Genomic DNA, 24,714 nt, shown 5'->3' with positions numbered 1-24,714 from the left:
ACATCACGCTAACAATAGAATGTTACCATAACTCCGACGAAAAAGCAAGACTTTTTGTGGACATCCCCTCGAATTTTCTGGACAAATTTTTGCCTTTTTTCCTCTCACATCTGGTGGAAAACGCTGGATCAGAAGCCCATCATCCTGTTCATGTCCGCCGCCATCTTTTCCTGCATGCCCTCGGCCTCCTCCCAGGTCTTGCCGACGCTGGTGTAATAGACCTTGATCTTCGGCTCGGTGCCGGAGGGACGGATGATGACGCCCAGATTGTCGGTCAGGTCATAGGCCAGGACGTCGGATTTTGGCAGGGTGATGGCCACTTCCTCGCCGGTGAGGAGGTTTTTCTTCACCGATGTGGTGTAGTCGGAGAACCACACCACCTGGTAGCCGCCGATGGAGGCCGGGACATTGGCCCGCAGGTCCCCCATGATCTGTTTCATCCGCTCCATGCCGGCGGCGCCCTCGCAGGCGTAATTGCCGATCTTGTGCAGATACTTGCCGTATTTGTCGTAGAGCTTTTCCAAAGCGTCCACCAGGGTTAAGCCCTGGAGCTTATAGTAAGCCGCCATTTCGCAGATGAGCATGGAGCCGTTGACCGCGTCCTTGTCCCGGACATAGCTACCGGCCAGGTAGCCGTAGCTCTCCTCAAAGCCCAGGATGTAGCGGTTCTGCTCGCATTTTTTCTCCAGCGCCAGAATCTGCTGGCCGATGTATTTAAAGCCCGTCAGCACGTTGATGACCTGGACGCCGTATTCCGCCGCGATCTTATCCACAATGGAGGTGCTCACGAAGCTCTTAACCGCAATGGGGTCCTTGGGCATGGTGCCGTTTTCGGTGCGGACCTTGCAGATGAATTCGAGAAGGAGCGCGCCCACCTCGTTGCCGCTGAAGAGCCGGTAGTCGTCGCCGTCCTTGACCGCGATGCCCACCCGGTCACAGTCCGGGTCGGTGGCAAGCAGCAGGTCGGGGCCCACCTCTTCGCAAACCTTGAGCCCCTCGTTGAGGGCTTCCCGGATTTCCGGGTTGGGGAAGGGACAGGTGGGGAAATTGCCGTCGGGCATCTCCTGGCTCTTGACCACGGTGACGTCGCTGACGCCGATGCGCTTTAAGATCTCCCGTACACAGCGGTTGCCCGCGCCGTTGAGGGGGGTGTAGACCACCTTGAGGTTTGCCTTTTCGCACACGCCCGGGATGATCTCCTGGGCCTTGACCGCCTCGAGATAGCGGTCGATGAGGTCCTCGCCGATGTACTCGATGAGCCCGGTGGACATGGCGCTTTCAAAGCCGATGAGCTTGATGTCGGAGAAGATGTCCAGTTTCACGATCTCATGGAAGACTTCGTCGGCGTCGGCCACATCCAGCTGACAGCCGTCGGAGCCGTAGACCTTGTAGCCGTTATACTTGGCCGGGTTGTGGCTGGCCGTGACCACGATGCCCGCGTCACAGTGCAGATCCCGCACCGCGAAGGAGAGGGAGGGGGTAGGCATCAGTTCTTTATATAAGTACACCTTGATGCCGTTGGCCGCCAGAACGCAGGCCGCCTCCTTGGCGAAGATATCGGACTTGATGCGGGAGTCGTAAGCGATGGCGATTCCCTTGGATTTGTTGTTGTTGATTAAGTAGTTGGCAAAGCCCTGGGTGGCCTTGCGGATGGTGTAGATATTCATCCGGTTGGTCCCCGCGCCCAGGACGCCCCGCAGTCCCGCGGTGCCAAAGTCCAGTTCTCTATAAAAACGATCGAATATCTCTTCCTGATTGCCCTTGACCTGCTCCAAATCCGCTACCACGTCTTTGTCTTCCAGGTTTTTGTCGCACCAGAGTTGATATTTCTGCATCTCTGTCATGATCATCACCCTATTTTCTTCAGATTTTGGGGTTTACCATTCCCTTTACCTTTTTATTTTACCAGAGCTTGTATGGATATTCAATAACAACTGCGGAACATTTTGCCCAAAATTCCCCTGTTTTTATGTGGTTTTCTACAAGAATCCCGCGAATATTCTTCCGTTTTTATGATGATACTATAAAATTCATAGGCACAAGATGCTTTTTCGCCGTCTTTTCCATCCGGGGGACAAAAGCGGCTTCTCATGTCCGGCACTCGCTTTCCTCCGCATAAAAACTATGGTATAATGGGGCCAGAAAAGAGAGGAAGTGACCGGGATGTTCTGCAAGGTATCGAGTCTGGCGGTCTTCGGCATGCACAGCGTGGTGGTCACGGTGGAGGTGGACATCGCCACGGGACTCCCCGGCTTCGACATCGTGGGACTGCCCGACGCCGCCGTCAAGGAATCCCGGGACCGGGTCAAGTCCGCCATCAAAAACTGCGGCTTTACCCTCCCCGTCAGCCGCATCACCGTCAATCTGGCCCCAGCCGACATCCGCAAGTCGGGGCCCCTCTACGACCTGCCTATCATGGTTGCCATATTACAAGGCTCGGGACAGTTGGACATCCCCCTGGACGCCTACGCCTTTATTGGGGAACTCTCCCTCTCCGGCGACGTGCGGCATATCAGCGGCGTCCTCCCCATGGTGCTCAAGGCCAAAGAGGCGGGCTTTGCGGGTGTCTTCATCCCCGCTGACAACGCCGCTGAGGCCGCCGTGGTGGACGGCATCGCCGTCTATCCCCTCTCCCACTTCTCCCAGCTCGTCCGCCACTTTTCCGGTGAGGCGCCCATCACGCCCGCTGTGGCTCCCCCCTTCCTCGCGCAGAGCGTGTCCCATCCGCTGGATTTCAGCGACGTCAAGGGCCAGCCGGAGGCCAAGCGGGCCATGGAGATCGCCGCGGCAGGAGCCCACAACCTGATTTTGGTGGGGCCGCCCGGCTCGGGCAAGAGCATGTTGGCCAAACGTCTGCCCTCCATCCTGCCGCCCATGACCTTTGAGGAGTCGGTAGAGACAACCAAGGTCTATTCGGTGTGCGGGGAACTCAAAAGCGGGGATTCCCTCATCCGCACCCGCCCCTTCCGTTCCCCCCATCACACCGTATCCGCCGTGGGACTGGCGGGCGGCGGCTACAATCTGGCCCCCGGCGAAATCTCCCTGGCCCACAACGGCGTCCTTTTCCTGGACGAATTGCCGGAATTTAACCGAAACGCCCTGGAAGTGATGCGACAGCCCATGGAGGACAATGTGGTCACCATCTCCCGGGCCGCCGGACGTCTCACCTACCCCTGCTCGGTCATGGTGGTGGCGGCCATGAACCCCTGTCCCTGCGGCTACTTCGGGCATCCCACCCGCTCGTGCACCTGCACCCCCGCCACCGTCACCCGGTATCTGGCCAAGATCTCCGGGCCCCTCCTCGACCGGATGGACCTGCATGTGGACGTGATGCCGGTGGAGTATGAGCACCTTTCTTCTCACCAGAAGGCCGAGTCCTCCGCGGACATCCGCGCCCGGGTGGAGAAGGCCAGGGCGTTGCAGCTCACCCGCTTCGAGGGCACCGGCATCGCCTCCAATTCCCGGATTACCAGCGCTCTCCTCGCCAAAATGTGCCCCCTTTCAGACAGCGGCAACACCATCCTGAAAGCCGCCTTCGATTCCATGGGGCTTTCGGCCCGGGCCTACGACCGGATCCTCAAGGTGGCCCGCACCATCGCCGACTTGGACGGCAGCGAAGTCATCGACGCGCCCCATGTGGCCGAGGCGGTGCAGTACCGCAGCCTGGACCGCAAATATTGGCAGCACAGCCTTTGATGCCGCTGCACGGAGGCGCCACAGTGTCCCAAACCGCAGCAAAGATGATGCGCTGGAAGGATCAAGCGCGGACGGCCCGCGCCGGTTCCGTAAGATAAGCATAAAGGAGACAGCAAACATGATTAAACATATCGTATTCTGGAATCTCAAAGAGGAAGCCGCCGGCGGGGACAAAATCCGCAACGGCCAGCTCATCAAAGAAAAGTTGGAAGGGCTCGTCGGCGTGGTGCCTGGGCTTCTCAGCGCCCAGGTGGGCGTCAACTTTAACCCCAACGGCTACGACCTGTGCCTGTGCAGCGAGCTTGCCTCCAAGGAAGCCCTGGACGGCTATCAGTGCCATCCCGCCCATCTGGCGGTCAAGGAATTTGTCCACCAGGTCATCTGTGAGCGCGCGGTGGTGGACTACGAAATGTAACTTTGGGCCATGTCCATAGAATAGGAGGTCTTTCATGGAAGAAAATCAGAAGCGCCCCATCAACTGGCTGGTCGTTCTCGGCGGCGTCACGCTGCTGCTCACCCTTCTCACCTGTATTCTGCTTTTTCAGATGCACGCCCTGCGACAGGAGCTGAGTACCCTACGCGGCGACGTCAGCGGCCTGGGCGCGGGATTGCAGTCGGCCATCGGTAACGGCATTGGAGAAATCCGCGCCAACTTGGAGGAAAAAAACAGCATCTTTTCTTATACTGCCTGTGAAACCGGCGCCTTTGACCCGGCCGACAAGACCATAAGCCTCTCGGTGGAGGCCACCCCCAAGATGCTCTCCGACGACACCCGGATGGAATTTGTCGTCCTGTGCGACGGACAGAGCCAGGCAACCCTTTCCGCCAGCCGCGAGAGCGGCGCGGAGGGCTTGGTCTTCTACGCTTCCAGTCAGATACCGCTTTGTGAAAACGTGACGGTGATGGGCGTCATCGACGACGGAGGCAGCAAGCAGGTGCAGACCGTCAGCGAGCTCTACGGCCTGCGCTCCCAGTTGCTCCTTTATATCGATAACGGCTATTACGCGGGATACACCAAGTTTGATCCCACCGATAAAAAGCTTCATTTGGACGGGACCTTTGAAATTTACGTCAGTTCCCAAAGCGATAAAAACAAGGTGAAAGAGGCGCAGTTGGTAGCCCAAATCGGCGGCAGCGACGCCAAGTCCTACCCCCTGGACATCACGGATGATATCCTGATGGGCGGCTCCCTCCGTCTGCCGGTCAAGGAGGACTTTGACGCCAAGGTGGGCGACGAGATCCGCATACTCCTGCGGGTGGAGGACACCTTCGGCTTCCGTTACGAAAAGGTTTTAGACAACTACACCCTGGGGGAAAACGGGGAAATATCCTACCAGACGGAAGCCGTGAACGCAGAGACCCAAGTCAGCTGACCCAAAGTCTCTCGCTTTCCTTGCGAATTAAAAAGCGACGCTCTAAAGAGCGGCGCTTTTTCTTTGCGCTTTAGGCGCTTGCAGCATGGAGGCTTTCTGGATTCTCCGCGCCCGGAACCGTGCCCTCACAGCCGGTCATCGGACGGGCGCTCTGTGGGCACGGGCAGGTAGTCCCACAATCGAGCACCGGCGGGCGCCCCGCAGGCGGTGGCATCAAAGTCACTCCATAGACAGGAGGCGCGCAGCGGCCGAAATTTCCGGTATCGCCGCAGCTGACAAAGCCCTTATTCTCGCCGCCGGCCGGCAAAGGACAAGGGCGTTTTCTCTCCGGGACATAAAAAAGCCGCTCAAAAGAGCGGTTTTATCATTTGTGATATTGGGTGTGATTTTGGATGGAAAACGCCCGGTAAATCTGTTCGAGGACCATCACCCGGGCCAGCTGGTGTGGAAAGGTCATCGGGGACATAGAGAGGCGCAAATCCCCTCTGGCCTTCACCTGTTCCGACAGCCCAAAGGAGCCGCCAATAATAAACGCGATCTGGCTTTTCCCGCCCACCGCCGCGCTTTCCAATGTCTGGGCCAGCTTTGGGGAGGACAGGAGCTTTCCCTCAATGCACATGGGGATGACAAAGGCCCCTTGGGGCACCTTTTGGAGGATGGCATTGCCCTCTGTTTCCATGACCTTTTCAATCTGTGCCGCAGAAGGACGGTCCCCCACCCGGCATTCGGGCAGCTCCACGATTTGCAGCTTGCAAAAGGCTGAGAGGCGCTTGGCGTACTCGGCCACCGCGTCGCTTAAGTATTTTTCTTTGAGTTTTCCTACACAAATTAGATGTACTCCGACCATAGCTTCTTCACCTCCTACGCTTGGGACGCCTTCGAAGCTAAAAGGTGACCATTCGGCTCACCTGCTGTCTTGAGGCCACATCCAGCGTAAAGTCCACCTCCGGGCGCATCTGTTCGAGAAGCAACTGGGAGAGGGAGGACTGATAGGCGATGTCCGGGAGATTATTCTCCTGGCTCAAGTGAGCCAGAATAAACCGGGTGGCCTTCTCCTTGACCAGCCGCGCGATCTGTTTGGCGCAGTCCTCATTGGAGAGATGGCCCCGGTTGGAGGTAATTCTTCTTTTCAAATAGTAGGGATACCGCCCGCACTGGAGCATGCCCTTGTCATAGTTGGATTCCAGCACCACCACGTCGCAGCCGGAGAGACCCCGGTCCACATCCTGGGTGATACAGCCGGTGTCGGTAGCAAAACCCACCAGCCGGTCGTCGGCCATGTGGATGCGAAAGCCCAGACTGTGGGCCGCGTCGTGGGAGGTGTCGAAAGGAGTGATCTCCATCCGAGCGATCTCTGTTTTTTCTTCGAGAACCCGCAGATCGGCCTGGGGTGGGACCAGATCATTCTGCGCTATGTATGCCAAGGTTTCCCGGGAGCCGTACACCGGAATCGGGTACCTTTTGAGCAGGACCTTGAGGCCTTTGACGTGGTCGGAGTGCTCATGGGTGACGAGGATGGCCTGAATCCGCTCCACCGGCGCGTCAATCTCTTTGAGCGCCCCCACAATGCTCCGGCAGCTGACCCCGGCGTCGATGAGGATGCTGTCCTCCCCGTTTGCCAGATAAGTGCAGTTGCCACTGCTGCCGCTGAAAAGCGGGCAAATTCTGGACAAGATCCCATCCCCCCTTTTTTAGAGCCAACAAAAAAGCAAAACACGCAGGGGTTTTGCTTTCCAGTCGGTTCTTTCCGAACAGAGAGACAAAACCCTGTCCTCTCTCCGGTTATGATTCTGTGAAATTAAAGCGCTTTGGCCAAGGCGGGCTCCGGCACCATCACCTTGCGGATATCGGCGCCCAGGCCCCGCAGTTTGACTTCAATGTCCTCGTAACCCCGCTCGATGTGATAGATGTCCTCGATCTCGGTGACGCCGTCGGCGCACAGTCCCGCGATCATCAGTGCCGCGCCCGCACGCAGGTCGGTAGCCCGCACCGGCGCGCCGTGGAGCTGTGGGACGCCCTCGATGACGGCCACCTTGCCGTCCACCTGGATGTTGGCGCCCATCCGCCGCAGTTCGTCCACATAGCGAAAGCGGTTGTCCCAGACTCCTTCGGTGACCACAGAGGTGCCGTTTGCCATGGCGAGCATGGTGGTCATCTGAGGCTGCATATCGGTGGGGAAGCCCGGATGGGGCATGGTTTTAAGACTGGTTCTCTCCAGCGGGCCGCTGCGGCGCACACGGAGACAGTCGTCAAACTCGTCCACCTGCGCGCCCGCCTTGATCAGCTTGGCGGTGATGGACTCCAGATGCTTGGGGATGACGTTCTTGACTAAGACGTCGCCGCCGGTGGCGGCCGCCGCGATCATATAGGTGCCGGCTTCGATCTGGTCGGGAATAATCGAATAATTGGTGGTCCCCAGGTGAGGAACGCCGTGAATTTTGATGACGTCGGTTCCGGCGCCGCGGATGTCCGCGCCCATGGAGTTTAAGAAGTTGGCGAGATCGACGATATGGGGCTCCTTGGCCACATTTTCCAATACCGTCAGTCCCTTGGCCTTGACGGCCGCCAGCATCAGGTTGATGGTGGCGCCCACCGAAACCACATCAAAATAGATATGGCTGCCGATGAGGTTGTCCGCCACTACTTCAATCATACCGCCCTGTTCCAGGGAAACTTTTGCGCCCAGCGCCTCAAATCCCTTGATGTGCTGGTCGATGGGCCGTACGCCGAAGTCGCAGCCGCCCGGCATGGACACTCTCGCCCGGTTGTACCGTCCCAACATGGCGCCCAGGAAATAGTAGGAGGCACGCATGTGCCGGGCCATTTCGTAGGGCACTTCGGGAACGGCGATATTTCTGGTGTCGACTTTGATGGTGTTCTTATTTATGACTTTCACAGACGCGCCCATCTCATAGAGAATCTTAAAGAGAACGGCAACATCCTTGATGTTTGGAATATTTTCAATCACGCACGGACCTTCCGCCAAGATCGCGGCTGGAATAATCGCGACAGCGGCATTCTTGGCACCGCTGATGACGACCTCCCCTTGTAGGCGCACGCCACCGGTCAAAACATATTTTTCCAACGCGGCACTCTCCTTACAGCTTGTTAACGTTCCTATTATATCATTAAAATGTACAAAATAAAAGCATATTTTTCTATGCTTCGGATATTTTTTGCGCCAATAGTTTCCGTACACAAGAAAACTGCTTTACTACTATTCTAATCGTTCCGGTCGCAAATAACCAAAAAAGCGATACAAAATTCGTATCGCTTTTTGTCATTCCTTTATCCTGCTTCTGGCAACAATTTTTCCTTATTTTACTACACAAAACAGCTTTTTCAGCCGCATCAGCGTCAGTCTCCGGCGGATGAATGGGCTGTAAGTAAGACTATCCTCCAGCACCGCGTCGGGGAGCTCAATGTCGGACAAAGTCCTGGGCGCGCCTACCTTTCCCAAGAGCTCCCGGATTTCTCCGGGCTGGGGAATTTTGGAAATCAGCGCTTTAATTTCCTCGTAGTTTTCCGCGATACGATGAAAGTCCACGTCCAACAGCATGTCCACCCCGTTTTCCCGTCGGATATCGGGGGCGGTATCTTTGAAGACCCGGTCGATCTCACGATCGCTCAGCGGCTCATAGGCCACCGGCTGCAAGGAGACGCCGGACGCAATTTCGTGATACACCTGGGACACCAGCGCCGTGGCCACGCCCACCTTTTCTCCGTGGAGCGCTGGGGTGGGTTCGTTGATCACCGCCGTCTCCCAAAGGTGGGACAGGTGGTGCTCCGCGCCGGAAGCCGGGCGGGAATTGCCAATCATCTGCATGGCCACACCGGAGAGGAGCAGACCATACATCAGCTTTTCACAGGCCGCCGGTTTGCCGCGGGCGATGTCGCTCACAGCGCCGACCGCTTCGCCCAGCGCCTTTTCCATAACGCCGTAGACCTTTTCACACAGGTATTCCCCGGTGACCAGATGGGAAATCCGCCAATCGGTCAGGGCGGTATATTTGCCGATGATGTCGCCGACGCCGGACGCTGTCAGGCGCTTGGGGGCGCTCGAAAAAATGTCGGTGTCCGCCACCACCGCCGCCGGTGCGACGCCGGGGGTCGTCACCTTGGCGCCGCGGAAGGTCATAGCGCAAACGGTGGAGACAAAGCCGTCCACCGAGGCCGCCGTGGGCACCGAGATGAAGGGGATGCCTCTGGCATGGGCGCAGTAACGGGTGATATCATGTATGGTTCCGGAGCCCACCGCCACCAGATAGTCCGCATCCCCCATGCGGTCGAAGACAAACTGGGTGCTCTGTTCATCGGCGTGGACCTCGGGCAGATCAATGACAATTTTTTCCTCGCTGTTGAGCACTTGAGAAACCGCGCTGCCCGCCGCCACATCGGTGTTGCGGTCGCAGACGATACAGCCATTGCCGTCGATTTCCACCTTTTCCAGCACGTTTTTGAGTTTGTAAATGGCGCCGCTTTCCAGAAGGATTTCCTTCACAGTCAGCGAATGCTCTTTTCCACAGTCACACGTTTCTCTCTGAAGCTGTTTTACGATCTTGAGCACGGTTCCAAACCCTCTTTTCACAGAATCTTGGCGGAATATCCCGCCGGTCATTCCCCTCGAAAAAACAAGTATTCCGCCATTTTACACATTCTATTCTTTCTATCGTGCAAAAAGATGAAACCGATACAATTATAACATAATTTAGGCAAAAGAGAACCCCGACGTTTTTACCAATTAACGCCGGGGAAAACTTCTATTTTTTCTTCTTTTTGGCGGAAACCAGCGCCACCGCTACAATGGCGATGAGCGACGCTCCCAAAAGGACCACCATAATGCCCAGCATCATACCGGAGGTGTCCCCTGTGGCGGGATTTCCTCCCACTTCCCGGACTAATGTCCCCTCACCGGCCAGTGCCGGCAAATTTGTCATAAGCAGCAGCGTGACGGCGACCGCCACATGAAGTGCCCAAGAGCGAAGGTTTTTCATGTCCTGTTCCTTCTTCCACTGGAATTTCCTTCCGATTTCTTCCGGATATCCACGAATTTCATTATATGCTGTCTTTATAGTGCCTGTCAATGAAGATTCTCTTGCATTCTTTTAAAGTTTTTTACGCGCCTGCGGCGGGTATGTCACGCCCCGGGCTTCGATCAAAACCTCTACCGCGTCTCCCGCGTTTTGTTTTCGGAAAGCTTCACAGCGCGACGGGGGTACGGCAACTTGCCGCCGCAGGGGCATTCGCACTTTTAGCGCTCCAACATGCGCCAAAATAGCCTACAGCTATTTTTTGTCTTTGATCATTTGGATATAATCGAGCGTTTCAAACCCAAATCGCTCATAGAGCCGGCGGGCGCCGGGGTTGGAGGGGCAGACCTCCAAACGGATGCGGCTAAAGTCGGCATATTCTTTTTCCATCCACCGAAGGAACTGGGACCCGATTTTCTGGCCCTGATACCCAGGTTTTACATAGAGTTCCTCCAACCAGACCACCATACCGCCCGATTCATTGCTCCAGGTGTAGGCAAGCAGGGCAAATCCCATGATCTTTTCCTCTTGCTCAATCATGACCGCTCGGAGATAAGGACACTTTTCCATAATGGCCTCAAAGGTCTTTTCAATGTGTTCCATGTTTGCCCCGTACAGCGCGGCTCCGCCGCCGTAAAAATCGACGACCATCTCCACAAATGCGTCGTGGTCTTTTCTCTCAATATCTCGCATGCACAACATGATAAATTCCTCCATCCCTGTGGTATTCTCTGTCTCCCTATCTTATGCCGTTTTTGAGAAATGGTGATTTTCAGTTAAAAACGCTTGATTTTCCCTCATACGTACCGCTTTTCTACTGATTTTTATGGTGGACAATCTTTGCCAGTATAATGGAAAAGAAGCCAAAAGTCAAAAATTCAGCGAAGTAAAGTGGAAAATTGTTGAAATCATGGGAACAGTGCGATATAATTAAAAAATGACTGGCGGCGCGCGGGTGCGGAAATTTCCATTGTGGGTGGAAATATTCGCCAAGCGCCGCGGCATCCGGGTGAGAGGGCTGCAAAGGGGCCGGCATCCGGAAAAGAAAAAACAAGGAGGGGACTGCATGAATGGAATCAATATCAGCGTATTAATTACGTTTATCATTTACCTGGCGGCTATGCTGGGCATTGGATTCTTTTTCTATGCAAAATCGAACAATCTATCCGACTACTTCTTGGGCGGACGGCAGCTCAACAGCTGGGTCACCGCCCTGAGCGCACAGGCTTCCGACATGAGCGGCTGGCTGCTTATGGGGCTTCCCGCCGCGGCTTACTGGTCCGGCATCAGCGCGGGTTGGATCGCCATTGGCCTGGGCCTGGGCACTTATTTTAACTGGAAGGTGGTCGCCTCCCGTTTGCGCCGCTTCACCGCGGTGTCCGGGGACTCCATCACCATTCCTGAGTATCTGCAAAACCGCTTCAAAAGCAAGTCCGTGGCGGTGCGCAGCATCTGTGCCGTCATCATCTTCATCTTTTTCCTGGTCTACACTGCTTCCGCTTTTAACGCGGGGGCCAAGCTCTTCCAGTATGTCTTTAACCTCGACTATGTGCTGGCGCTGACCATCGGCGCGGTCATCATCATTTCCTACACCTTCCTGGGCGGATTCCTGGCGGTGTGCTGGACCGACTTCTTCCAAGGCATCCTGATGTTCTTCGCCATCGTCATCGTCCCGGTGGTGGCGGCGTTTAAAACGCCGGACTTGTCAGTCAACATGCTGACTTCCCTGGGGGGGTCCGGATTCCTGAGCCTGTTTTCCGGCGTCACTTTCGCCACCGTCATTTCCAGTCTGGCCTGGGGCCTGGGCTACTTCGGCATGCCCCATATCCTCACCCGCTTCATGGCCATCAAATCTAGCTCCATGATCAAAAAGTCCCGTATCATCGCCATGGTGTGGGTGGCCATCTCCCTGACGGCAGCCATCGCTGTGGGCGTAGTCGGTTTCGGCTACATGGAGTCCGCCGGCATCGCTTACGCCAGCAAAGGCGCGGCGGAAATCATCTTTATGGATCTGGCAACCAAGCTGATGCCGCCGCTGCTCACCGGCGTCCTGCTCTCCGCCATCCTGGCCGCCGTGATGAGTACCGCCGACTCCCAGTTGCTGGTCACCGCTTCCGCGGTCTCCAACGACTTCTATAAGGCGTTGTTCCGCAAAAATGCGTCGGATAAGGAGCTGATGCTGGTCAGCCGCATCTCGGTACTGGTCATCGCCGCCATCGCTTATCTGATCGCGCTGGATCCCAACAGCTCGGTGATGGGGCTGGTTTCCTACGCATGGGCGGGCTTCGGCGCCGCTTTCGGACCGGTCATCCTGCTCTCCCTGTTCTGGAGACGGATGACCCTCAAGGGCGCTGTGGCCGGCATGGTGTCCGGCGGCGCCTGCGTGCTGATCTGGGAAACCTTGAAGCTGGAGGCCACCACCAGTATCTATTCCCTGATTCCCGGATTTGCCCTGAGCCTGTTGTGCGTCTTCGCCTTCTCCAAGCTCGACAAGGAGCCCGGCGACGATGTCAAGGAAATCTTTGAAAAAGCCAAGGCCGCCAATATCTGACGGTCCCTAAGCCCACAAGGCAAAAAGCAGCCGTATAATCGGCTGCCGCCTCCGCTTCGCTGGGCCTCCCCTGCGCTAAGCTTCCGCGCTGGCCGCGCTCCGCTTTCCATGCGCCAAAAAAGCAGCCGATGTTTCGGCTGCTTTTTTATGCATATGCAAATATCCGCAACTGCCTGCTCGGGCGACTGCCATATCTCCATGCTGCCCGCGCGTGGAACCCGGCATTGTTCATTTCTACAAATTTTTGATGAAACCAGTTGCAGGAAGGCCCATCCCATTGAGAAATTCTCTGGAATCGTATATAATCCAGGATGGAAGTATTTTCATCATATCAGCCGCAATTAGCGGCGGGAGGAATCAATATGCAAAGTTTTAGCTATTACATCCCGGTTCGTCTGTTCTTCGGAAAGGGCGAACTCAACCGTATGGCCACCGAGAAGCTCCCCGGAAAGAAAGCGATCATCGTCACCTCCGGCGGCACTTCCATGAAGAAATACGGCTATCTGGACCGGCTGACGGCGCTGCTGGAAAAAAACAACACCGCCTATGTGATTTTTGATAAAATCCTGCCCAACCCCATCAAGTCCCATGTCATGGAGGGCGCGGCACTGGCCAAAGCGGAAGGCTGCGATTTTGTCATCGGCTTAGGTGGCGGCAGCAGCATCGACTCTTCCAAGGCCATCGCCGTCATGGCCACCAACGAAGGGGATTACTGGGATTACATCAGCGGCGGCTCCGGCAAAGGCCAACCCATTGTCAATGACCCGCTGCCCATCATCGCCATCACCACCACGGCGGGCACCGGCACCGAGGCCGACCCCTTCACCGTGACCACCAAGGAAGAGACCGACGAGAAGATCGGCTTTGGCTGTGACAAGACTTTCCCCTACTTCTCCATCATCGACCCCGACTTGATGATGAGTGTTCCGCCCAAGCTCACCGCCTACCAGGGCTTCGACGCCCTCTTCCATTCCACTGAGGGCTATATCGCCAACATTGCTAACCCCATCAGCGATCTGTTCGCCCTCAAAGCCATCGAGCTCATCGGCAAATATCTGCCCCAGGCGGTCAAGGATGGCAGCGACGCCGAGGCGAGAGCCAACGTAGCTCTGGCCAACACCCTGGCCGGCATGGTGGAATCCACCTCCAGCTGCACCTCCGAGCACTCCATCGAGCACGCCATGAGCGGCTATCATCCGGAGCTGCCCCACGGCGCGGGCCTCATTATGGTCTCTCTGGCCTACAACAGCCTCTTTGCCCAGAAGGTTCCCGAGCGCTTTGTGGACATGGCCAAAGCCTTGGGTAAAACCGACGCCAAGGAGCCCATGGACTTTGTGACGGCGCTCCACGACCTGCAGAAGGCATGCGGCGTCGACCAGCTCAAGATGTCCGATTACGGCATCAAGAAAGAGGAACTGGACAAGATTGCCACTCATGCCAAGAACATCATGGGCGGGCTCTTTGACCTGGACCGCTATCAGATGACCCACGAGGACATCGTCGACGTCCTGGAAAAATCCTATCGTTAACATCAGGCTCTCAAAAGGGCCGGAAGCTGTCGCTTCCGGCCCTTTTTCTTTGGGATGTTGCTTCCAGCAAAAGCGTCCACCTTCCAGCGCCCCAGGCTGACCTAGACGGTATTCGCCCTCCAATTTTCTAGCTTGTCCCCCTCGGAGCGCCTATTCTCGTCGCCGCCGTCATACCTGCCGCGCCGCAAAAAAAGAGGCGGTGGGAAAATTCCCATCGCCCGGTTGTTCCCAGCTTTCTTTCCTCAATTATCGGCCCAGATGCCGGATGGTGTGCTCCGAGATGGCGCTGGCTGTCTGGCAGTATTCGGTGATGTCAAACTTTTTGATCACCAGTTTCTCTTTGGCTGACTCATCCGCGTCGTCGCTCATAGAGCGGATGATGACAAAGGGGACGTCGTTTTTCATGGCGATGTGGGCGATGGCCGCGCCCTCCATCTCCACGCAAAGCGGCGCGTATTCCCGGGCAATCCGCTCTTTGACGGCGGCTTCACAGATAAACTGGTCCCCGGTGGCGATGGTACCCACCGCGCTATGGATCGAAAGCTCCTCACAAGCCTTCTGCGCCGCGGCCACTAACGCCGGGTCCGCCGTGAAGCGCTCCTTAAACGGATAGCTCTGGCTGAGCATGGAAAGAGTGGCGTCGTGGTAGGTGACCTCTTCCGAGATGGCCACATCCCCCACCCCCAGCTCCGGAGTCATGTTCCCCGCAATGCCGCTGTTGATGACCATCTGCACGTCAAATCCAGTGATGAGCAGCTGGGTCGCCGCGGCGGCGCTGGCTTTCCCCATGCCGCTGCAGCACAAGGCCACCTGGCTGCCGTGGAGGGAACCGGTATAGATGTCGATGCCGCCCTGATGGTGGGCGCCAAGTCCTTCCAGCTTTTCTTTTAATATATTCACTTCTTCCGGCATAGCGCCGATGATTCCAATTTTTTTCATAGTGTCCTCCCGATCCTCATTTTTCATCCAGTATACGACGAATTTCCCGCCCGGTCAATCGGCGGTGCTGGAACCGCCCCTTTTTCATTCTTGGAGGATGAAGGTCTCTTCCTGACCTATCCAACACATATCCACAAATTTTACACCGGTTTTTACTGCATATCGACAATCTTTGCCCCAGAATATTGCCAACATTTCCGAAATATTGTTTAATAGTAAGTAGGTTTTAATATTGCCGGACGGCAATGGTTGATTTGAATTCATAACCACAGGAGGATGAAACTATGCTGCAACCCATCAGACTGCGCCCCGCTTACAAAGATTATCCCCATGGCGGCCATGGACGGCTCCGGGATGAATACGGCAAATTCGATACACCTTATGAGATCACCGCGGAAAGCTGGGAGCTTTCCTGCCATAAAAACGGTGAAAGCATCGTCGTCTCCGGCAACCACAAGGGAAAGACTCTCTCCGCCTACATCCAGGCCATGAAAGAGGAAGGCCACGACGTCGTCGGCACCGCCGGCGCAAAATATGACCGTTTCCCGCTGCTGGTCAAATTCCTCGATTCCGATCAGGATTTGACATTGCAGGTCCATCCCACCGACGAATACGGCTATCGGGTGGAGCATGAGCCCGGCAAGACCGAGATGTGGTACTATGTGGAATGCGAACCCGACGCTGTGACCTACTACGGCTTTAACCGGGAAACCAACCGGGAAGAGTACATTCAAAAGGTCAACGACGGCACCATCATGGACATGGTCGCCGCTGTCCCGGTCAAACCCGGCGACGCCATCATGGTCACCTCCGGCACCATCCATGCGGTCGGCAAGGGTACCCTCTTGGCGGAGATTCAGCAGAACTCCGACACCACCTATTCCATGTATAACTACGGCCGCCCCTGCGACTTCCCCTTCCAGCTGGAGGAGTCCGCCGACGTCATGAACTACAATCCCCCTGAGACGGTCATCCTGCCCAAGCCCGAGCCGGAAGTATTCGACGGCTTTAAGAAATACTGGGTCGCCGACTGCCAGTATTTCACTGTCTACCGTCTGGAAGTGGAATCCAAAGCTGTCCAGACCGCCGGCACCGATTCCTTCCACCACCTGCTCTTCCTCTCCGGCGACGGCGAGGTCAAATGGAACGGCGGCAGCGTCCCCTACCACAAGGGCGACAGCGTCTTCGTCCCCGCCAACTTCGGCGAATATGAGATCACCGGCAACGGCGTCTGCCTGCTTTCCATCGCGAAATAATCAACTGGTATTCAAAAGGCTCTCTGTCCTATGGGACAGAGAGCCTTTTTTTCGTCTAAAACGATCCCTCCCCTCTGCGCCATAAAAGCCGCCCACAGGGAGTTCCATTTGTTCGCACATTCTTTAACAGTGCCTTTTATTATAATATCTTTTCCATAAATACATCGGCATGAAAATTGCCGTTATAGCGCTCTGTTTCCACAAAGCCCCGCTTGTGATAAAAGGCGATGGCGTCCCGGCTTTCGCTCAAGGTATCCAGCAGCATCTTCCGGAATCCCCGATCCCTGGCATATTCCTCGGCCTTTGCGTACAAAAGCGCTCCCCACCCCTTTTTCTGACAGCGGGGCAGGACGTACATCAGCTTGAGCTCGCAGACCTCATCCCCCAGCGCCCGCACCGCCGCGGTTCCGACGATTTCCTCCCCCTCCATCAGACACCAGCAGTTCCCGTCCCCGTAATGGGCCGCCAGGTCGGTAAGGGCACGATGCCTCCCCTGAGGCTCAAAGGTCCTGCCCGACGCCGGGAGACAGATGGAAAAAAAGCGGGTGGCCGCCGGCTGCATCCAAGGCGCAAAAACGCATAGCTCCATGTTTCTTTCCCCTCCTCTGCTTCCTTACATCGGAAAGGCGCACCCTTTTCCATATCGTTTCCTTGGGTTGGCAGATGCGCCGCCAAGGATAGGAAGCCGTTTTCTGCTCTGCGGCTTATACAAAAAGGGCGGGCAGCAAGCTGCCCGCCCTTTTTCATACCTGTGACGCTTATTTAATCTTAACTTTAAAGTCCTCGCCCACAATGCCGACATATGCGCCGTCCTTGGCCTCGCCGGTACCCTCGCGGCAAATGACCCATTTGTTCTTGGCCAGCAGCATCTTGTCTTCCAGATTGTTGATGACCACCGGTTTGTCCAGCGGGGTGTTGGTGCCCTTGGGCAGGCAGACCAGGGTGATAAAGCCGCTCTCCAAAACGTTGCAAGGGCCATAGTGCAAGCAGGTGCCATAAGTTTCTATCACGGTGCCGGCAGGGACATAGAAGGCCTCGGCGTCCTTGGTGTCAAACTTGCCGTCGATGATGTCGGACTGGCAGCCAATAAGAATCAGGCAGTCGGTGACGGCGATGACAGTCTCGTCGCCCTTGTGATATTCCAGCGCGCCGATGCTGTCGCCAAAACCGGCACAGGTTCCGATCTGCATAGGCATCTCTCCATAATGCATCTGCTCGAGCAGTTCCTTGGGAGCCAGCGCCTCCAGTTCGGCCACGGACGGATGATAGTCACAGCCGGATTCCGGGATTTTGACGATCTCTTTGGCCTTAGCAATCATGGCGGAAACGTCGTACCCTTCGACGACAAAGCCGTATCTGCGGAAGCTGTCGTCGGTCACTTTTTTGATAGCAAGATCAGGATTGAGCTGCACCAGTTTGTCAAACATAGGAAAGACCTCTCTTTCGTCGTTGCATGGTCAAAGCAGTACGTACAGCTTTGACCTGATTTCATCAATATGTACATATTTATTATAGTCCCTATGGGTAGCAAAGTAAATTGGAAACCCCCGTTTCCCGTACAAAATCAGTAACTCTGCTATTTTTACGCCCCAATTTTTGTCGGCTTTTACAACCGGTGGAACAGCTCCTTATTCCGGCTATAAAGTTCGGCATAAAGCGGGTACATTTCGTTGTAGACCTTGACATTATCTGGGTTGGGATGGGTGACCACCGGGCTTAACGTGATCAGGTTGTCGCAAGCTTCCTCCAGGCTCTTAAAGAGCCCCACGCCCACGCCTGCGCACAGGGCCGCGCCGAAGCTGGCCTGATCCTTGCTCTGGGTGGTATAGATGTCCTTGCCGTAAATGTCCGCCTGTATCTGGAGGAGCAGCGGGCTCTTGGTGCCGCCGCCCGAAGCGATGATCTTATCCGCCGAGATGCCAAGCTCTTTAAAGATCTCCAAACCGTCCCGCAGCGCGAAGACCATGCCCTCCATGACGGCGCGGATGAGATGGGCCTGGGTGTGCTTGACGGTGAGTCCCAGGTACATGCCCCTGGCCTGGGGGTCCAGACAGGGCAGGCGCTCGCCGCACAGATAGGGCAGGAAAAGGAGCCCTTCACTGCCCGCCGGAATGGTTTCCGCCATCTCGTCCAACGCCCGGTAATTGCCCGTGTGGAAGATGTTGTCCCGCAACCACTTCTGCGCGATGCCGCCGTTGAGGCTGGCGCCGAAGACAATCCACAAATCCTCCCGGGGATAGCAGAAGGTGTTGGTTCTCAGCTTCCGGTCGTAGACGGGATGGTTGACACAGCAGATCACCTGGCTCGCGGTGCCGATGTTGGAAATGACATAGCCCGGACGGATAAGTCCATTGCCCACCGACTGGACGGTGGTGTCGCTGCCGCCGTAGATGATAGGCGTACCCGCGGCAAGGCCGGTGGCCTCGGCAGCTTCCTTCGTCAGCTCCCCGGCGATGTCACAGGCCTCATGGCACTCGGGGAAGAGGCTCCGGTCCACGCCCATGGCGTCGATGAGCTCCCAGGCCCAGCGCCGCTCCGGGGTGTGGAAAGCCACGGTGCCCGCGGCGTCGCTGGCCTCGGTGGCGATTTTGCCGGTGAGTCTCATGCGGATATAGTCCTTGGGCAGCATGACTTTATCAATTTTCGCGTAGTTTTCCGGTTCGTTTTCCTTAACCCAGAGTAAGGACGGGAACAGGAAGCCGGCTGCCGGCGCGTTGCAGGTGATCTGAGAAAACTTCTCCAAGCCGATCTTTTCTTTGAGCTGCTCCACCTGCTTGCCGCAGCGCTGGTCCAGATGGATGATGCTATTGCGCACCACCTCCTGGTTCCGGTCCACCGGCACAAGGCCGTGCATATGGCCCGAGAAGCCGATGCCTTTGACTTCCCCGGCGTCCACCTTGCCGGAAGCAAGCGCGTCCTGGATCGCTTTGACGGTGGCGTCCCACCACAGCCGGGGGTCGATTTCCGCGTAACCTAGCTGGGGAATAATGAAGTTGTAGTCCTCCTGCCCCATACTGATGAATTTGCCGTCTGTATCGATGATGAGTGCCTTGACGCTGGAGGTTCCCAGGTCAATGCCGAGTAAATACGCCATATTCTTCTCCTCTTTCCTAATATAAAGTGATTTTACATATGTACAATAATCATAAACGATTTGGCCCTCTTATTGCAATTCGGGATTTGTACAAAACCACCAAGAAATTCTTGTGAATTCTGTGCGGCAGCACCTACCGGTGCAGCGGTAAGCTGCCGCTCCCATGCCGCGCTGTGGCGCGGCACCTGCCGGTGCGGGACACCGCGTTGTGGCGCGGCACCTACCGGTGCGGGAACATCGCGCTGTGGTGCGGACGAAGATACAGCCCCTTCCCCACGGCGGCTGGAAGGGGGAGAGCTCCCTCCGGATGGGGGTCGGGTGTCTTCTTCGTCTGTGCGACTATTTTGGTCTGAAACCGTCCCAGATTTTAAATAAGTAAAGCCAGCCACCATAATGGTGGCTGGCTTTTTTCGTATGATTTATTTCTCGATGATCTCTTTATGGTACTGCTGGAGGGATTTGACGGTGTTCACTTCCGGGTTGGAAGCCGCCTTGATGCCGATGACCGCCGCCTTGGCCGCCGCCATGGTGGTGATCTGAATTACCTTGTTCTTGATGGCCGCCTTGCGGATGTAGCTGTCGTCGTTGGAGCCCTGCTTGCCGATGGGGGTATTGATGACCAGGTTAATCTGCCCGTTGGTGATGGCGTCCACAATGTTAGGACGGCCCTCGTAGAGCTTCTTGATCTGCGTTACCTTGACGCCGTTTTCTTTGAGCAGCTGGTAGGTGCCGTGGGTGGCGTAAATCTGGAAGCCCACCTCTTCAAATCCGCGGCCCAACTCCACCACTTCGGCTTTGTCGGAATCGTTGACACTGATGAGCACACTGCCGGAAGTAGGCAACGGGGTCTGGGTGGCTTCCTGAGATTTGAAGAAGGCGATACCGAAGGAGTTGGACAGTCCCAGCACTTCGCCGGTGGAACGCATCTCCGGCCCTAAGATCGGGTCGACCTCCTGGAACATGTTAAACGGGAAGACCGCTTCCTTGACGCCGTGGTGGGGGAAGATATGTTCCCGCAGGTTGAGGACGGTGTCCTTCTTGCCGGTCAGATCGGAAGTGATGATCTCGGTGGCCGCGCGGACCATGTTGATGTTGCACACCTTGGAGACCAGCGGCACGGTCCGGGACGCGCGGGGATTGGCTTCCAACACATAGACCTTGTCGTCTGCGATGGCGTACTGCATATTCATCAGTCCCTTGACCCCCAGGGCCCGGGACATCTTCTTGGTGTATTCCTTGATGGTGGCCACATGCTGGTCCGGGATGCTCATGGAGGGCACGATGCAGGCCGAGTCGCCCGAATGGATACCCGCCAGCTCGATGTGCTCCATGACCGCCGGGACGAAGACGTTCTCGCCGTCGCTGATGGCGTCGGCCTCGCACTCGGTGGCGTGCTGCAAGAACCGGTCGATGAGGATGGGCCGCTCGGGGGTGACGCCCACGGCCTGGGCCATGTACTCGCGGAGCATGTCGTCGTCGTGGACGACCTCCATGCCACGGCCGCCCAGCACGTAGGACGGGCGCACCATCAGCGGGTAGCCAATCTCTCTGGCGATGGCCAGAGCCTCGTCAATGTTGGTGGCCATACCGGACTCAGGCATGGGGATCTGCAGTTCTTCCATGATGGCGCGGAAGCGGTCCCGGTCCTCCGCCAGATCGATGGCGTCGGGGGAGGTGCCCAGAATCTTGACGCCCGCCTTCTCCAGCTCAAAGGCCAGGTTCAGGGGGGTCTGTCCGCCGAACTGGGCGATGACGCCCAGGGGCTTCTCCTTGTGGTAGATGCTCAGGACATCCTCCAGCGTCAGCGGCTCAAAGTAGAGCTTATCGGAGGTGTCGTAGTCGGTGGAGACCGTCTCGGGGTTGCAGTTGACGATGATGGTCTCAAAGCCCAAGTCGCGCAGGGCAAACGCCGCGTGGACGCAGCAGTAGTCAAACTCGATGCCCTGGCCGATGCGGTTGGGTCCGGAGCCGAGAATCATGATCTTCTGGCGCTGGGACGGCGCGGGAGAGGAATCCTTGGCGTTGTAGGTGGAGAAGTAGTAGGAGGCGTCTTCCACGCCGCTGACCGGCACGGCCTCCCAGCCCTCCACGACGCCCATGGCCTCTCTCTGGGCGCGGAGGTCATCCTCCGGGATGTCCAGAATCTTAGCCAGGTATTTGTCGGCAAAGCCGTTTAGTTTCGCTTCTTTGAGGAGTTCATCGGGCAGCGCTTTGCCCTTGTAGGCGAGCATCTTCTCCTCTAAGTCCACCAGTTCCTTCATCTGCTCGAGGAAATAGAGCTTGATCTTGGTCAGATCGAACAGCCGGTTTAAGTCGGCGCCCTTGCGGATGGCCTCATAGAGGATGAACTGCCGCTCGCTGGTGGCGCTTCCCGCCAGGGCGTAGAGTTCGTCCAAGCTCTTCTCGTGGAAGTCCTTGGCAAAGCCCAGGCCGTAGCGGCCGATTTCCAGGCTGCGGATGGCCTTTTGCAGGGCCTCCTTGTAATTTTTGCCGATGCTCATCACTTCGCCCACGGCGCGCATCTGGGTGCCCAGCTTGTCCATGGAGCCTTTGAATTTCTCGAAGGCCCAGCGGGCGAACTTGATGACCACATAGTCGCCGGAGGGTTTGTATTTGTCCAGGGTGCCCTCTTTCCAGTAGGGGATTTCGTCCAGGGTGAGTCCCGCGGCCAACATGGCGGAAATCAATGCGATGGGGAAGCCCGTGGCTTTGGAGGCCAGCGCCGAGGACCGGGAAGTACGGGGGTTGATTTCGATGACCACCACGCGGTCGGTGACCGGGTCGTGGGCGAACTGGACGTTGGTGCCGCCGATGACCTGGACGGCCTCGACGATCTTGTAGGCCTGCTCCTGAAGCCTCTTTTGCAGCTCCTCGGAGATGGTCAGCATGGGGGCGCTGCAGAAGGAATCGCCGGTATGCACGCCCACCGGGTCGATATTTTCAATAAAGCAGACGGTGATCATCTGGTTTTTGCTGTCGCGGACCACTTCCAGCTCCAACTCTTCCCATCCCAGCACCGATTCCTCGATGAGGACCTGACCGATGAGGCTGGCGCTGATGCCGCGGCTGACCACGGTTTTGAGCTCGTCCACATTGTAGACGAGGCCGCCGCCGGCGCCGCCCATGGTGTAGGCCGGGCGCACGACCACCGGATAGCCCAGCTGGTCGGCGATCTTCACCGCTTCGTCCACCGTGTAAGCGGGCTCGGAGCGGGCCATATCGATGCCCAGCTCGTTCATGGCCTTTTTAAATTCAATGCGGTCCTCGCCCTTTTCAATGCCCTCAACCTGCACGCCGATGACCTGAACGCCATACTGTTCCAGCACGCCGGCCTTGTAAAGCTCGGAGCACAAATTGAGACCCGACTGACCGCCGAGATTCGGGAGAATGGCGTCCGGACGCTCCTGTTTAATAATCTCTGTCAGCCGCTCCACATTGAGCGGCTCGATAAAGGTGACATCCGCCATATCGGGGTCTGTCATGATGGTGGCGGGATTGGAGTTGACGAGAATTACCTCATATCCCAGTTTTCTCAGCGCCTTGCACGCCTGTGTCCCCGAGTAGTCAAACTCGCACGCCTGACCGATGATGATCGGTCCCGATCCAATGATCATAATTTTGTTGATGTCCGTACGTTTTGGCACTTTGCGCACTCCCCTTTTTTCACAATTGTTTCTTTGTTGCGCGGGCCTACAAACCAGCATACCACTGCCATTTTATAGTCTCCAAATATTATACACATCGGTGGAATTATATGCAAGAGCGCCGCCGCAAAAAAATAGCCAAAAAGCGACGGCGGAAACTCCAATTTTTTGCGGAGTCTTTCCGAATTTTTAGAATTTTCTATTTTTTTACTGTCAGCGGAATCAATTACAGAACTCCGTTTTCGTGTATAACCTGATAATTTTTGGAAATAAACCTCACAAATGAAAGCACCATGCCGTATCCATGCAGCATATCGCATAATTCATGCGATACTCCTCCCCCTTTTTTATCACATTTTGCGACTCTTTTTAATTCCGTCAAAACAGCGTGAATATTCTTGTTATTCTTTTGAAATTGCATTATAATTTATATAGAAGTGTGGAAATCTGGTCTCTTTTTATTTTGTAAAGGAGTGCGAATTTTGGACCAACAAAAGCCAAAAGATTATCTGGGAGTACGGGAAATCGCCAAGCTCGCCCATGTCTCCCCCTCCACCGTTTCCCGTGTGATCAACTACCCGGAACGGACTTCGGACGATGTGCGCGAGCGGGTCAACCGCATCATTGAAGAGTACCATTATGTTCCCAACCAGATGGCCAAGAACCTGTTTTCCAAGTCCTCCAATTCTTTGGCCGTCTTCATTAACAACCTGACCAATCCCTTTTATGCGCTGCTTTTGCAGGAATTGGGGCAGCTGGCTTTCCAAGAGCAATATAATTTGCTCATCTGCAACACCCAGCACAATCGCAACCAGGAGCAGGACTATCTCAGCTACTGTCAGTCAGTGCGGACCAAAGGGATTATTTCCATCGACAACCACCCCACCAACATCTACGGCAATTTGCATAGCTCCATGAAGCTGGTGTCCCTGGACGGGAAAGTGGACAGCGTCCATTATTCCTCCGTCACCTCCAACCACTACCAGGGTATCAATATGCTGATGAACCACCTGGTGGATTTGGGACACCGCAAAATCGCTTATGCCGCCGACAACAGCAACCTCCATGCAGGAAAACTGCGCCGCCAAGCCTATCAGCAACTGGTGGGCTGGCATCATAACCTGCCGTACCGGGTGGATTATGTAGCAGATTTTGAATGTTCCATCCGCGCCGGAAAAGACATCATCGAATATTATATGCATCTGCCCGATCCGCCCACCGCCATCCTCTGCGCCAATGATTCCATGGCCATCGGCGTCCTGATGTACGCCCAGCACATCGGTCTCAAAGTGCCGGAGGATCTCTCCATCACAGGGTTTGACGGGCTCAATGAGGACTTTTCCTACCCGCGGCTGACCACCGTCATGCAGGACTATAAAAAGATCGCCCGGCTTTTGTTCGATGATGTAGTGGACCCCAAGCGGGCGGATCATGTGCACCATGAAGTTGTGGACGTCTCCCTGCTGGTAGGCGAAACCACCGGCCCGGCGAAAAAGCAGGTGTATCTTCCCTGATGAGCCGCCGCTGACTCGCTGGCAAATGTTCCCGGCAGTCTGGCCCCTTTGATTCAAACACACATCTTATACTGAAAAAGAAAAAAAG

General features: G+C 56.2%; 20 protein-coding genes. 7 read left to right on the top strand and 13 right to left on the bottom strand.

Features of this window, described 5'->3' with window-relative positions:
* Positions 1-128: 128 nt before the first annotated feature.
* A complete protein-coding gene (locus H8709_RS00880) occupies positions 129-1,844 on the bottom strand; it encodes a phospho-sugar mutase (protein ID WP_262396974.1) in 1,716 nt (571 codons plus the stop codon).
* A 319-nt stretch (positions 1,845-2,163) separates the two neighbouring features.
* Between H8709_RS00880 and H8709_RS00875 the strand changes: the two genes are divergently transcribed.
* The 3 genes from H8709_RS00875 (at position 2,164) to H8709_RS00865 (ending at position 5,069) form a co-directional block, all read left to right on the top strand.
* Complete coding sequence (locus H8709_RS00875) at positions 2,164-3,696, top strand: YifB family Mg chelatase-like AAA ATPase (RefSeq protein WP_262396489.1); 1,533 nt, start codon at positions 2,164-2,166, stop codon at positions 3,694-3,696.
* A gap of 118 nt (positions 3,697-3,814) precedes the next feature.
* On the top strand, positions 3,815-4,111 hold the full coding sequence (locus H8709_RS00870) for a Dabb family protein (RefSeq protein ID WP_262396488.1): 297 nt from the start codon (positions 3,815-3,817) through the stop codon (positions 4,109-4,111).
* Between the two features lie 34 nt (positions 4,112-4,145).
* Positions 4,146-5,069, top strand: coding sequence for a hypothetical protein (locus H8709_RS00865; RefSeq protein WP_262396487.1), 924 nt, complete (start codon positions 4,146-4,148; stop codon positions 5,067-5,069).
* Positions 5,070-5,433: 364 nt separating this feature from the next.
* Here H8709_RS00865 and rlmH read toward each other — a convergent pair whose 3' ends face one another.
* From rlmH to H8709_RS00835, 6 genes are all read right to left on the bottom strand, one after another.
* The gene (rlmH, locus tag H8709_RS00860) at positions 5,434-5,916 is read right to left on the bottom strand and encodes a 23S rRNA (pseudouridine(1915)-N(3))-methyltransferase RlmH (protein ID WP_262396486.1); all 483 of its coding nucleotides are present in this window, start codon (positions 5,914-5,916) and stop codon (positions 5,434-5,436) included.
* 37 nt (positions 5,917-5,953) lie between these two features.
* Positions 5,954-6,742 carry an MBL fold metallo-hydrolase gene (locus H8709_RS00855; RefSeq protein ID WP_262396485.1) on the bottom strand — a complete coding sequence of 263 codons (789 nt, stop codon included), beginning with the start codon at positions 6,740-6,742 and terminating at the stop codon, positions 5,954-5,956.
* 125 nt (positions 6,743-6,867) lie between these two features.
* Positions 6,868-8,154 (bottom strand): UDP-N-acetylglucosamine 1-carboxyvinyltransferase, encoded by a 1,287-nt coding sequence (locus H8709_RS00850; protein WP_262396484.1) that lies wholly within the window; start codon positions 8,152-8,154, stop codon positions 6,868-6,870.
* A gap of 231 nt (positions 8,155-8,385) precedes the next feature.
* On the bottom strand, positions 8,386-9,636 hold the full coding sequence (locus H8709_RS00845; protein WP_262396483.1) for a sn-glycerol-1-phosphate dehydrogenase: 1,251 nt from the start codon (positions 9,634-9,636) through the stop codon (positions 8,386-8,388).
* 193 nt (positions 9,637-9,829) lie between these two features.
* Complete coding sequence (locus H8709_RS00840) at positions 9,830-10,063, bottom strand: hypothetical protein (protein ID WP_262396482.1); 234 nt, start codon at positions 10,061-10,063, stop codon at positions 9,830-9,832.
* A 291-nt stretch (positions 10,064-10,354) separates the two neighbouring features.
* Complete coding sequence (locus H8709_RS00835; protein ID WP_262396481.1) at positions 10,355-10,801, bottom strand: GNAT family N-acetyltransferase; 447 nt, start codon at positions 10,799-10,801, stop codon at positions 10,355-10,357.
* A gap of 364 nt (positions 10,802-11,165) precedes the next feature.
* On the opposite strand from H8709_RS00835, the gene putP reads away from it, so the two are divergent.
* Both putP and H8709_RS00825 read left to right on the top strand, forming a co-directional pair.
* The gene (gene putP, locus H8709_RS00830; protein ID WP_262396480.1) at positions 11,166-12,650 is read left to right on the top strand and encodes a sodium/proline symporter PutP; all 1,485 of its coding nucleotides are present in this window, start codon (positions 11,166-11,168) and stop codon (positions 12,648-12,650) included.
* A gap of 362 nt (positions 12,651-13,012) precedes the next feature.
* Positions 13,013-14,179, top strand: a complete 1,167-nt coding sequence (locus H8709_RS00825) for an iron-containing alcohol dehydrogenase (protein WP_262396479.1) — start codon at positions 13,013-13,015, stop codon at positions 14,177-14,179.
* Between the two features lie 246 nt (positions 14,180-14,425).
* Here the strand turns inward: H8709_RS00825 and H8709_RS00820 are convergent, their stop codons facing one another.
* Entirely contained in the window at positions 14,426-15,118 is a 693-nt protein-coding gene (locus H8709_RS00820) for a 5'-methylthioadenosine/adenosylhomocysteine nucleosidase (protein WP_262396478.1), read from the bottom strand.
* A 284-nt stretch (positions 15,119-15,402) separates the two neighbouring features.
* Between H8709_RS00820 and H8709_RS00815 the strand changes: the two genes are divergently transcribed.
* Complete coding sequence (locus H8709_RS00815; protein WP_262396477.1) at positions 15,403-16,374, top strand: type I phosphomannose isomerase catalytic subunit; 972 nt, start codon at positions 15,403-15,405, stop codon at positions 16,372-16,374.
* Between the two features lie 139 nt (positions 16,375-16,513).
* Here the strand turns inward: H8709_RS00815 and H8709_RS00810 are convergent, their stop codons facing one another.
* The 5 genes from H8709_RS00810 to H8709_RS00790 all read right to left on the bottom strand — a co-directional run bounded on the left by H8709_RS00810 (position 16,514) and on the right by H8709_RS00790 (position 23,533).
* The gene (locus H8709_RS00810) at positions 16,514-16,963 is read right to left on the bottom strand and encodes a GNAT family N-acetyltransferase (protein ID WP_262396476.1); all 450 of its coding nucleotides are present in this window, start codon (positions 16,961-16,963) and stop codon (positions 16,514-16,516) included.
* A 169-nt stretch (positions 16,964-17,132) separates the two neighbouring features.
* Complete coding sequence (locus tag H8709_RS00805) at positions 17,133-17,801, bottom strand: DUF4867 family protein (RefSeq protein ID WP_262396475.1); 669 nt, start codon at positions 17,799-17,801, stop codon at positions 17,133-17,135.
* Between the two features lie 179 nt (positions 17,802-17,980).
* On the bottom strand, positions 17,981-19,468 hold the full coding sequence (gene xylB / locus H8709_RS00800; protein ID WP_262396474.1) for a xylulokinase: 1,488 nt from the start codon (positions 19,466-19,468) through the stop codon (positions 17,981-17,983).
* A gap of 419 nt (positions 19,469-19,887) precedes the next feature.
* A complete protein-coding gene (carB, locus tag H8709_RS00795; RefSeq protein ID WP_262396473.1) occupies positions 19,888-23,112 on the bottom strand; it encodes a carbamoyl-phosphate synthase large subunit in 3,225 nt (1,074 codons plus the stop codon).
* Between the two features lie 226 nt (positions 23,113-23,338).
* On the bottom strand, positions 23,339-23,533 hold the full coding sequence (locus H8709_RS00790) for a hypothetical protein (RefSeq protein ID WP_262396472.1): 195 nt from the start codon (positions 23,531-23,533) through the stop codon (positions 23,339-23,341).
* A 61-nt stretch (positions 23,534-23,594) separates the two neighbouring features.
* Between H8709_RS00790 and H8709_RS00785 the strand changes: the two genes are divergently transcribed.
* Positions 23,595-24,626 carry a LacI family DNA-binding transcriptional regulator gene (locus H8709_RS00785; RefSeq protein WP_262396471.1) on the top strand — a complete coding sequence of 344 codons (1,032 nt, stop codon included), beginning with the start codon at positions 23,595-23,597 and terminating at the stop codon, positions 24,624-24,626.
* The last annotated feature ends 88 nt before the right edge of the window (positions 24,627-24,714 follow it).

It is taken from the genome of Zongyangia hominis (assembly GCF_014385095.1).
Lineage (GTDB): Bacteria > Bacillota > Clostridia > Oscillospirales > Ruminococcaceae > Zongyangia > Zongyangia hominis.
This window is presented reverse-complemented; position numbering and strand designations above follow the sequence as displayed.

Coding starts and splice junctions, on each gene's coding strand:
- H8709_RS00815 (WP_262396477.1), top strand. CDS start 15,403: ATGCTGCAACCCATCAGACTGCGCCCCGCTTACAAAGATTATCCCCAT.
- H8709_RS00840 (WP_262396482.1), bottom strand. CDS start 10,063: ATGAAAAACCTTCGCTCTTGGGCACTTCATGTGGCGGTCGCCGTCACG.
- xylB (WP_262396474.1), bottom strand. CDS start 19,468: ATGGCGTATTTACTCGGCATTGACCTGGGAACCTCCAGCGTCAAGGCA.
- H8709_RS00790 (WP_262396472.1), bottom strand. CDS start 23,533: ATGCAATTTCAAAAGAATAACAAGAATATTCACGCTGTTTTGACGGAA.
- H8709_RS00880 (WP_262396974.1), bottom strand. CDS start 1,844: ATGACAGAGATGCAGAAATATCAACTCTGGTGCGACAAAAACCTGGAA.
- H8709_RS00820 (WP_262396478.1), bottom strand. CDS start 15,118: ATGAAAAAAATTGGAATCATCGGCGCTATGCCGGAAGAAGTGAATATA.
- H8709_RS00805 (WP_262396475.1), bottom strand. CDS start 17,801: ATGTTTGACAAACTGGTGCAGCTCAATCCTGATCTTGCTATCAAAAAA.
- H8709_RS00825 (WP_262396479.1), top strand. CDS start 13,013: ATGCAAAGTTTTAGCTATTACATCCCGGTTCGTCTGTTCTTCGGAAAG.
- H8709_RS00875 (WP_262396489.1), top strand. CDS start 2,164: ATGTTCTGCAAGGTATCGAGTCTGGCGGTCTTCGGCATGCACAGCGTG.
- rlmH (WP_262396486.1), bottom strand. CDS start 5,916: ATGGTCGGAGTACATCTAATTTGTGTAGGAAAACTCAAAGAAAAATAC.
- putP (WP_262396480.1), top strand. CDS start 11,166: ATGAATGGAATCAATATCAGCGTATTAATTACGTTTATCATTTACCTG.
- H8709_RS00870 (WP_262396488.1), top strand. CDS start 3,815: ATGATTAAACATATCGTATTCTGGAATCTCAAAGAGGAAGCCGCCGGC.
- H8709_RS00810 (WP_262396476.1), bottom strand. CDS start 16,963: ATGGAGCTATGCGTTTTTGCGCCTTGGATGCAGCCGGCGGCCACCCGC.
- H8709_RS00865 (WP_262396487.1), top strand. CDS start 4,146: ATGGAAGAAAATCAGAAGCGCCCCATCAACTGGCTGGTCGTTCTCGGC.
- H8709_RS00835 (WP_262396481.1), bottom strand. CDS start 10,801: ATGTTGTGCATGCGAGATATTGAGAGAAAAGACCACGACGCATTTGTG.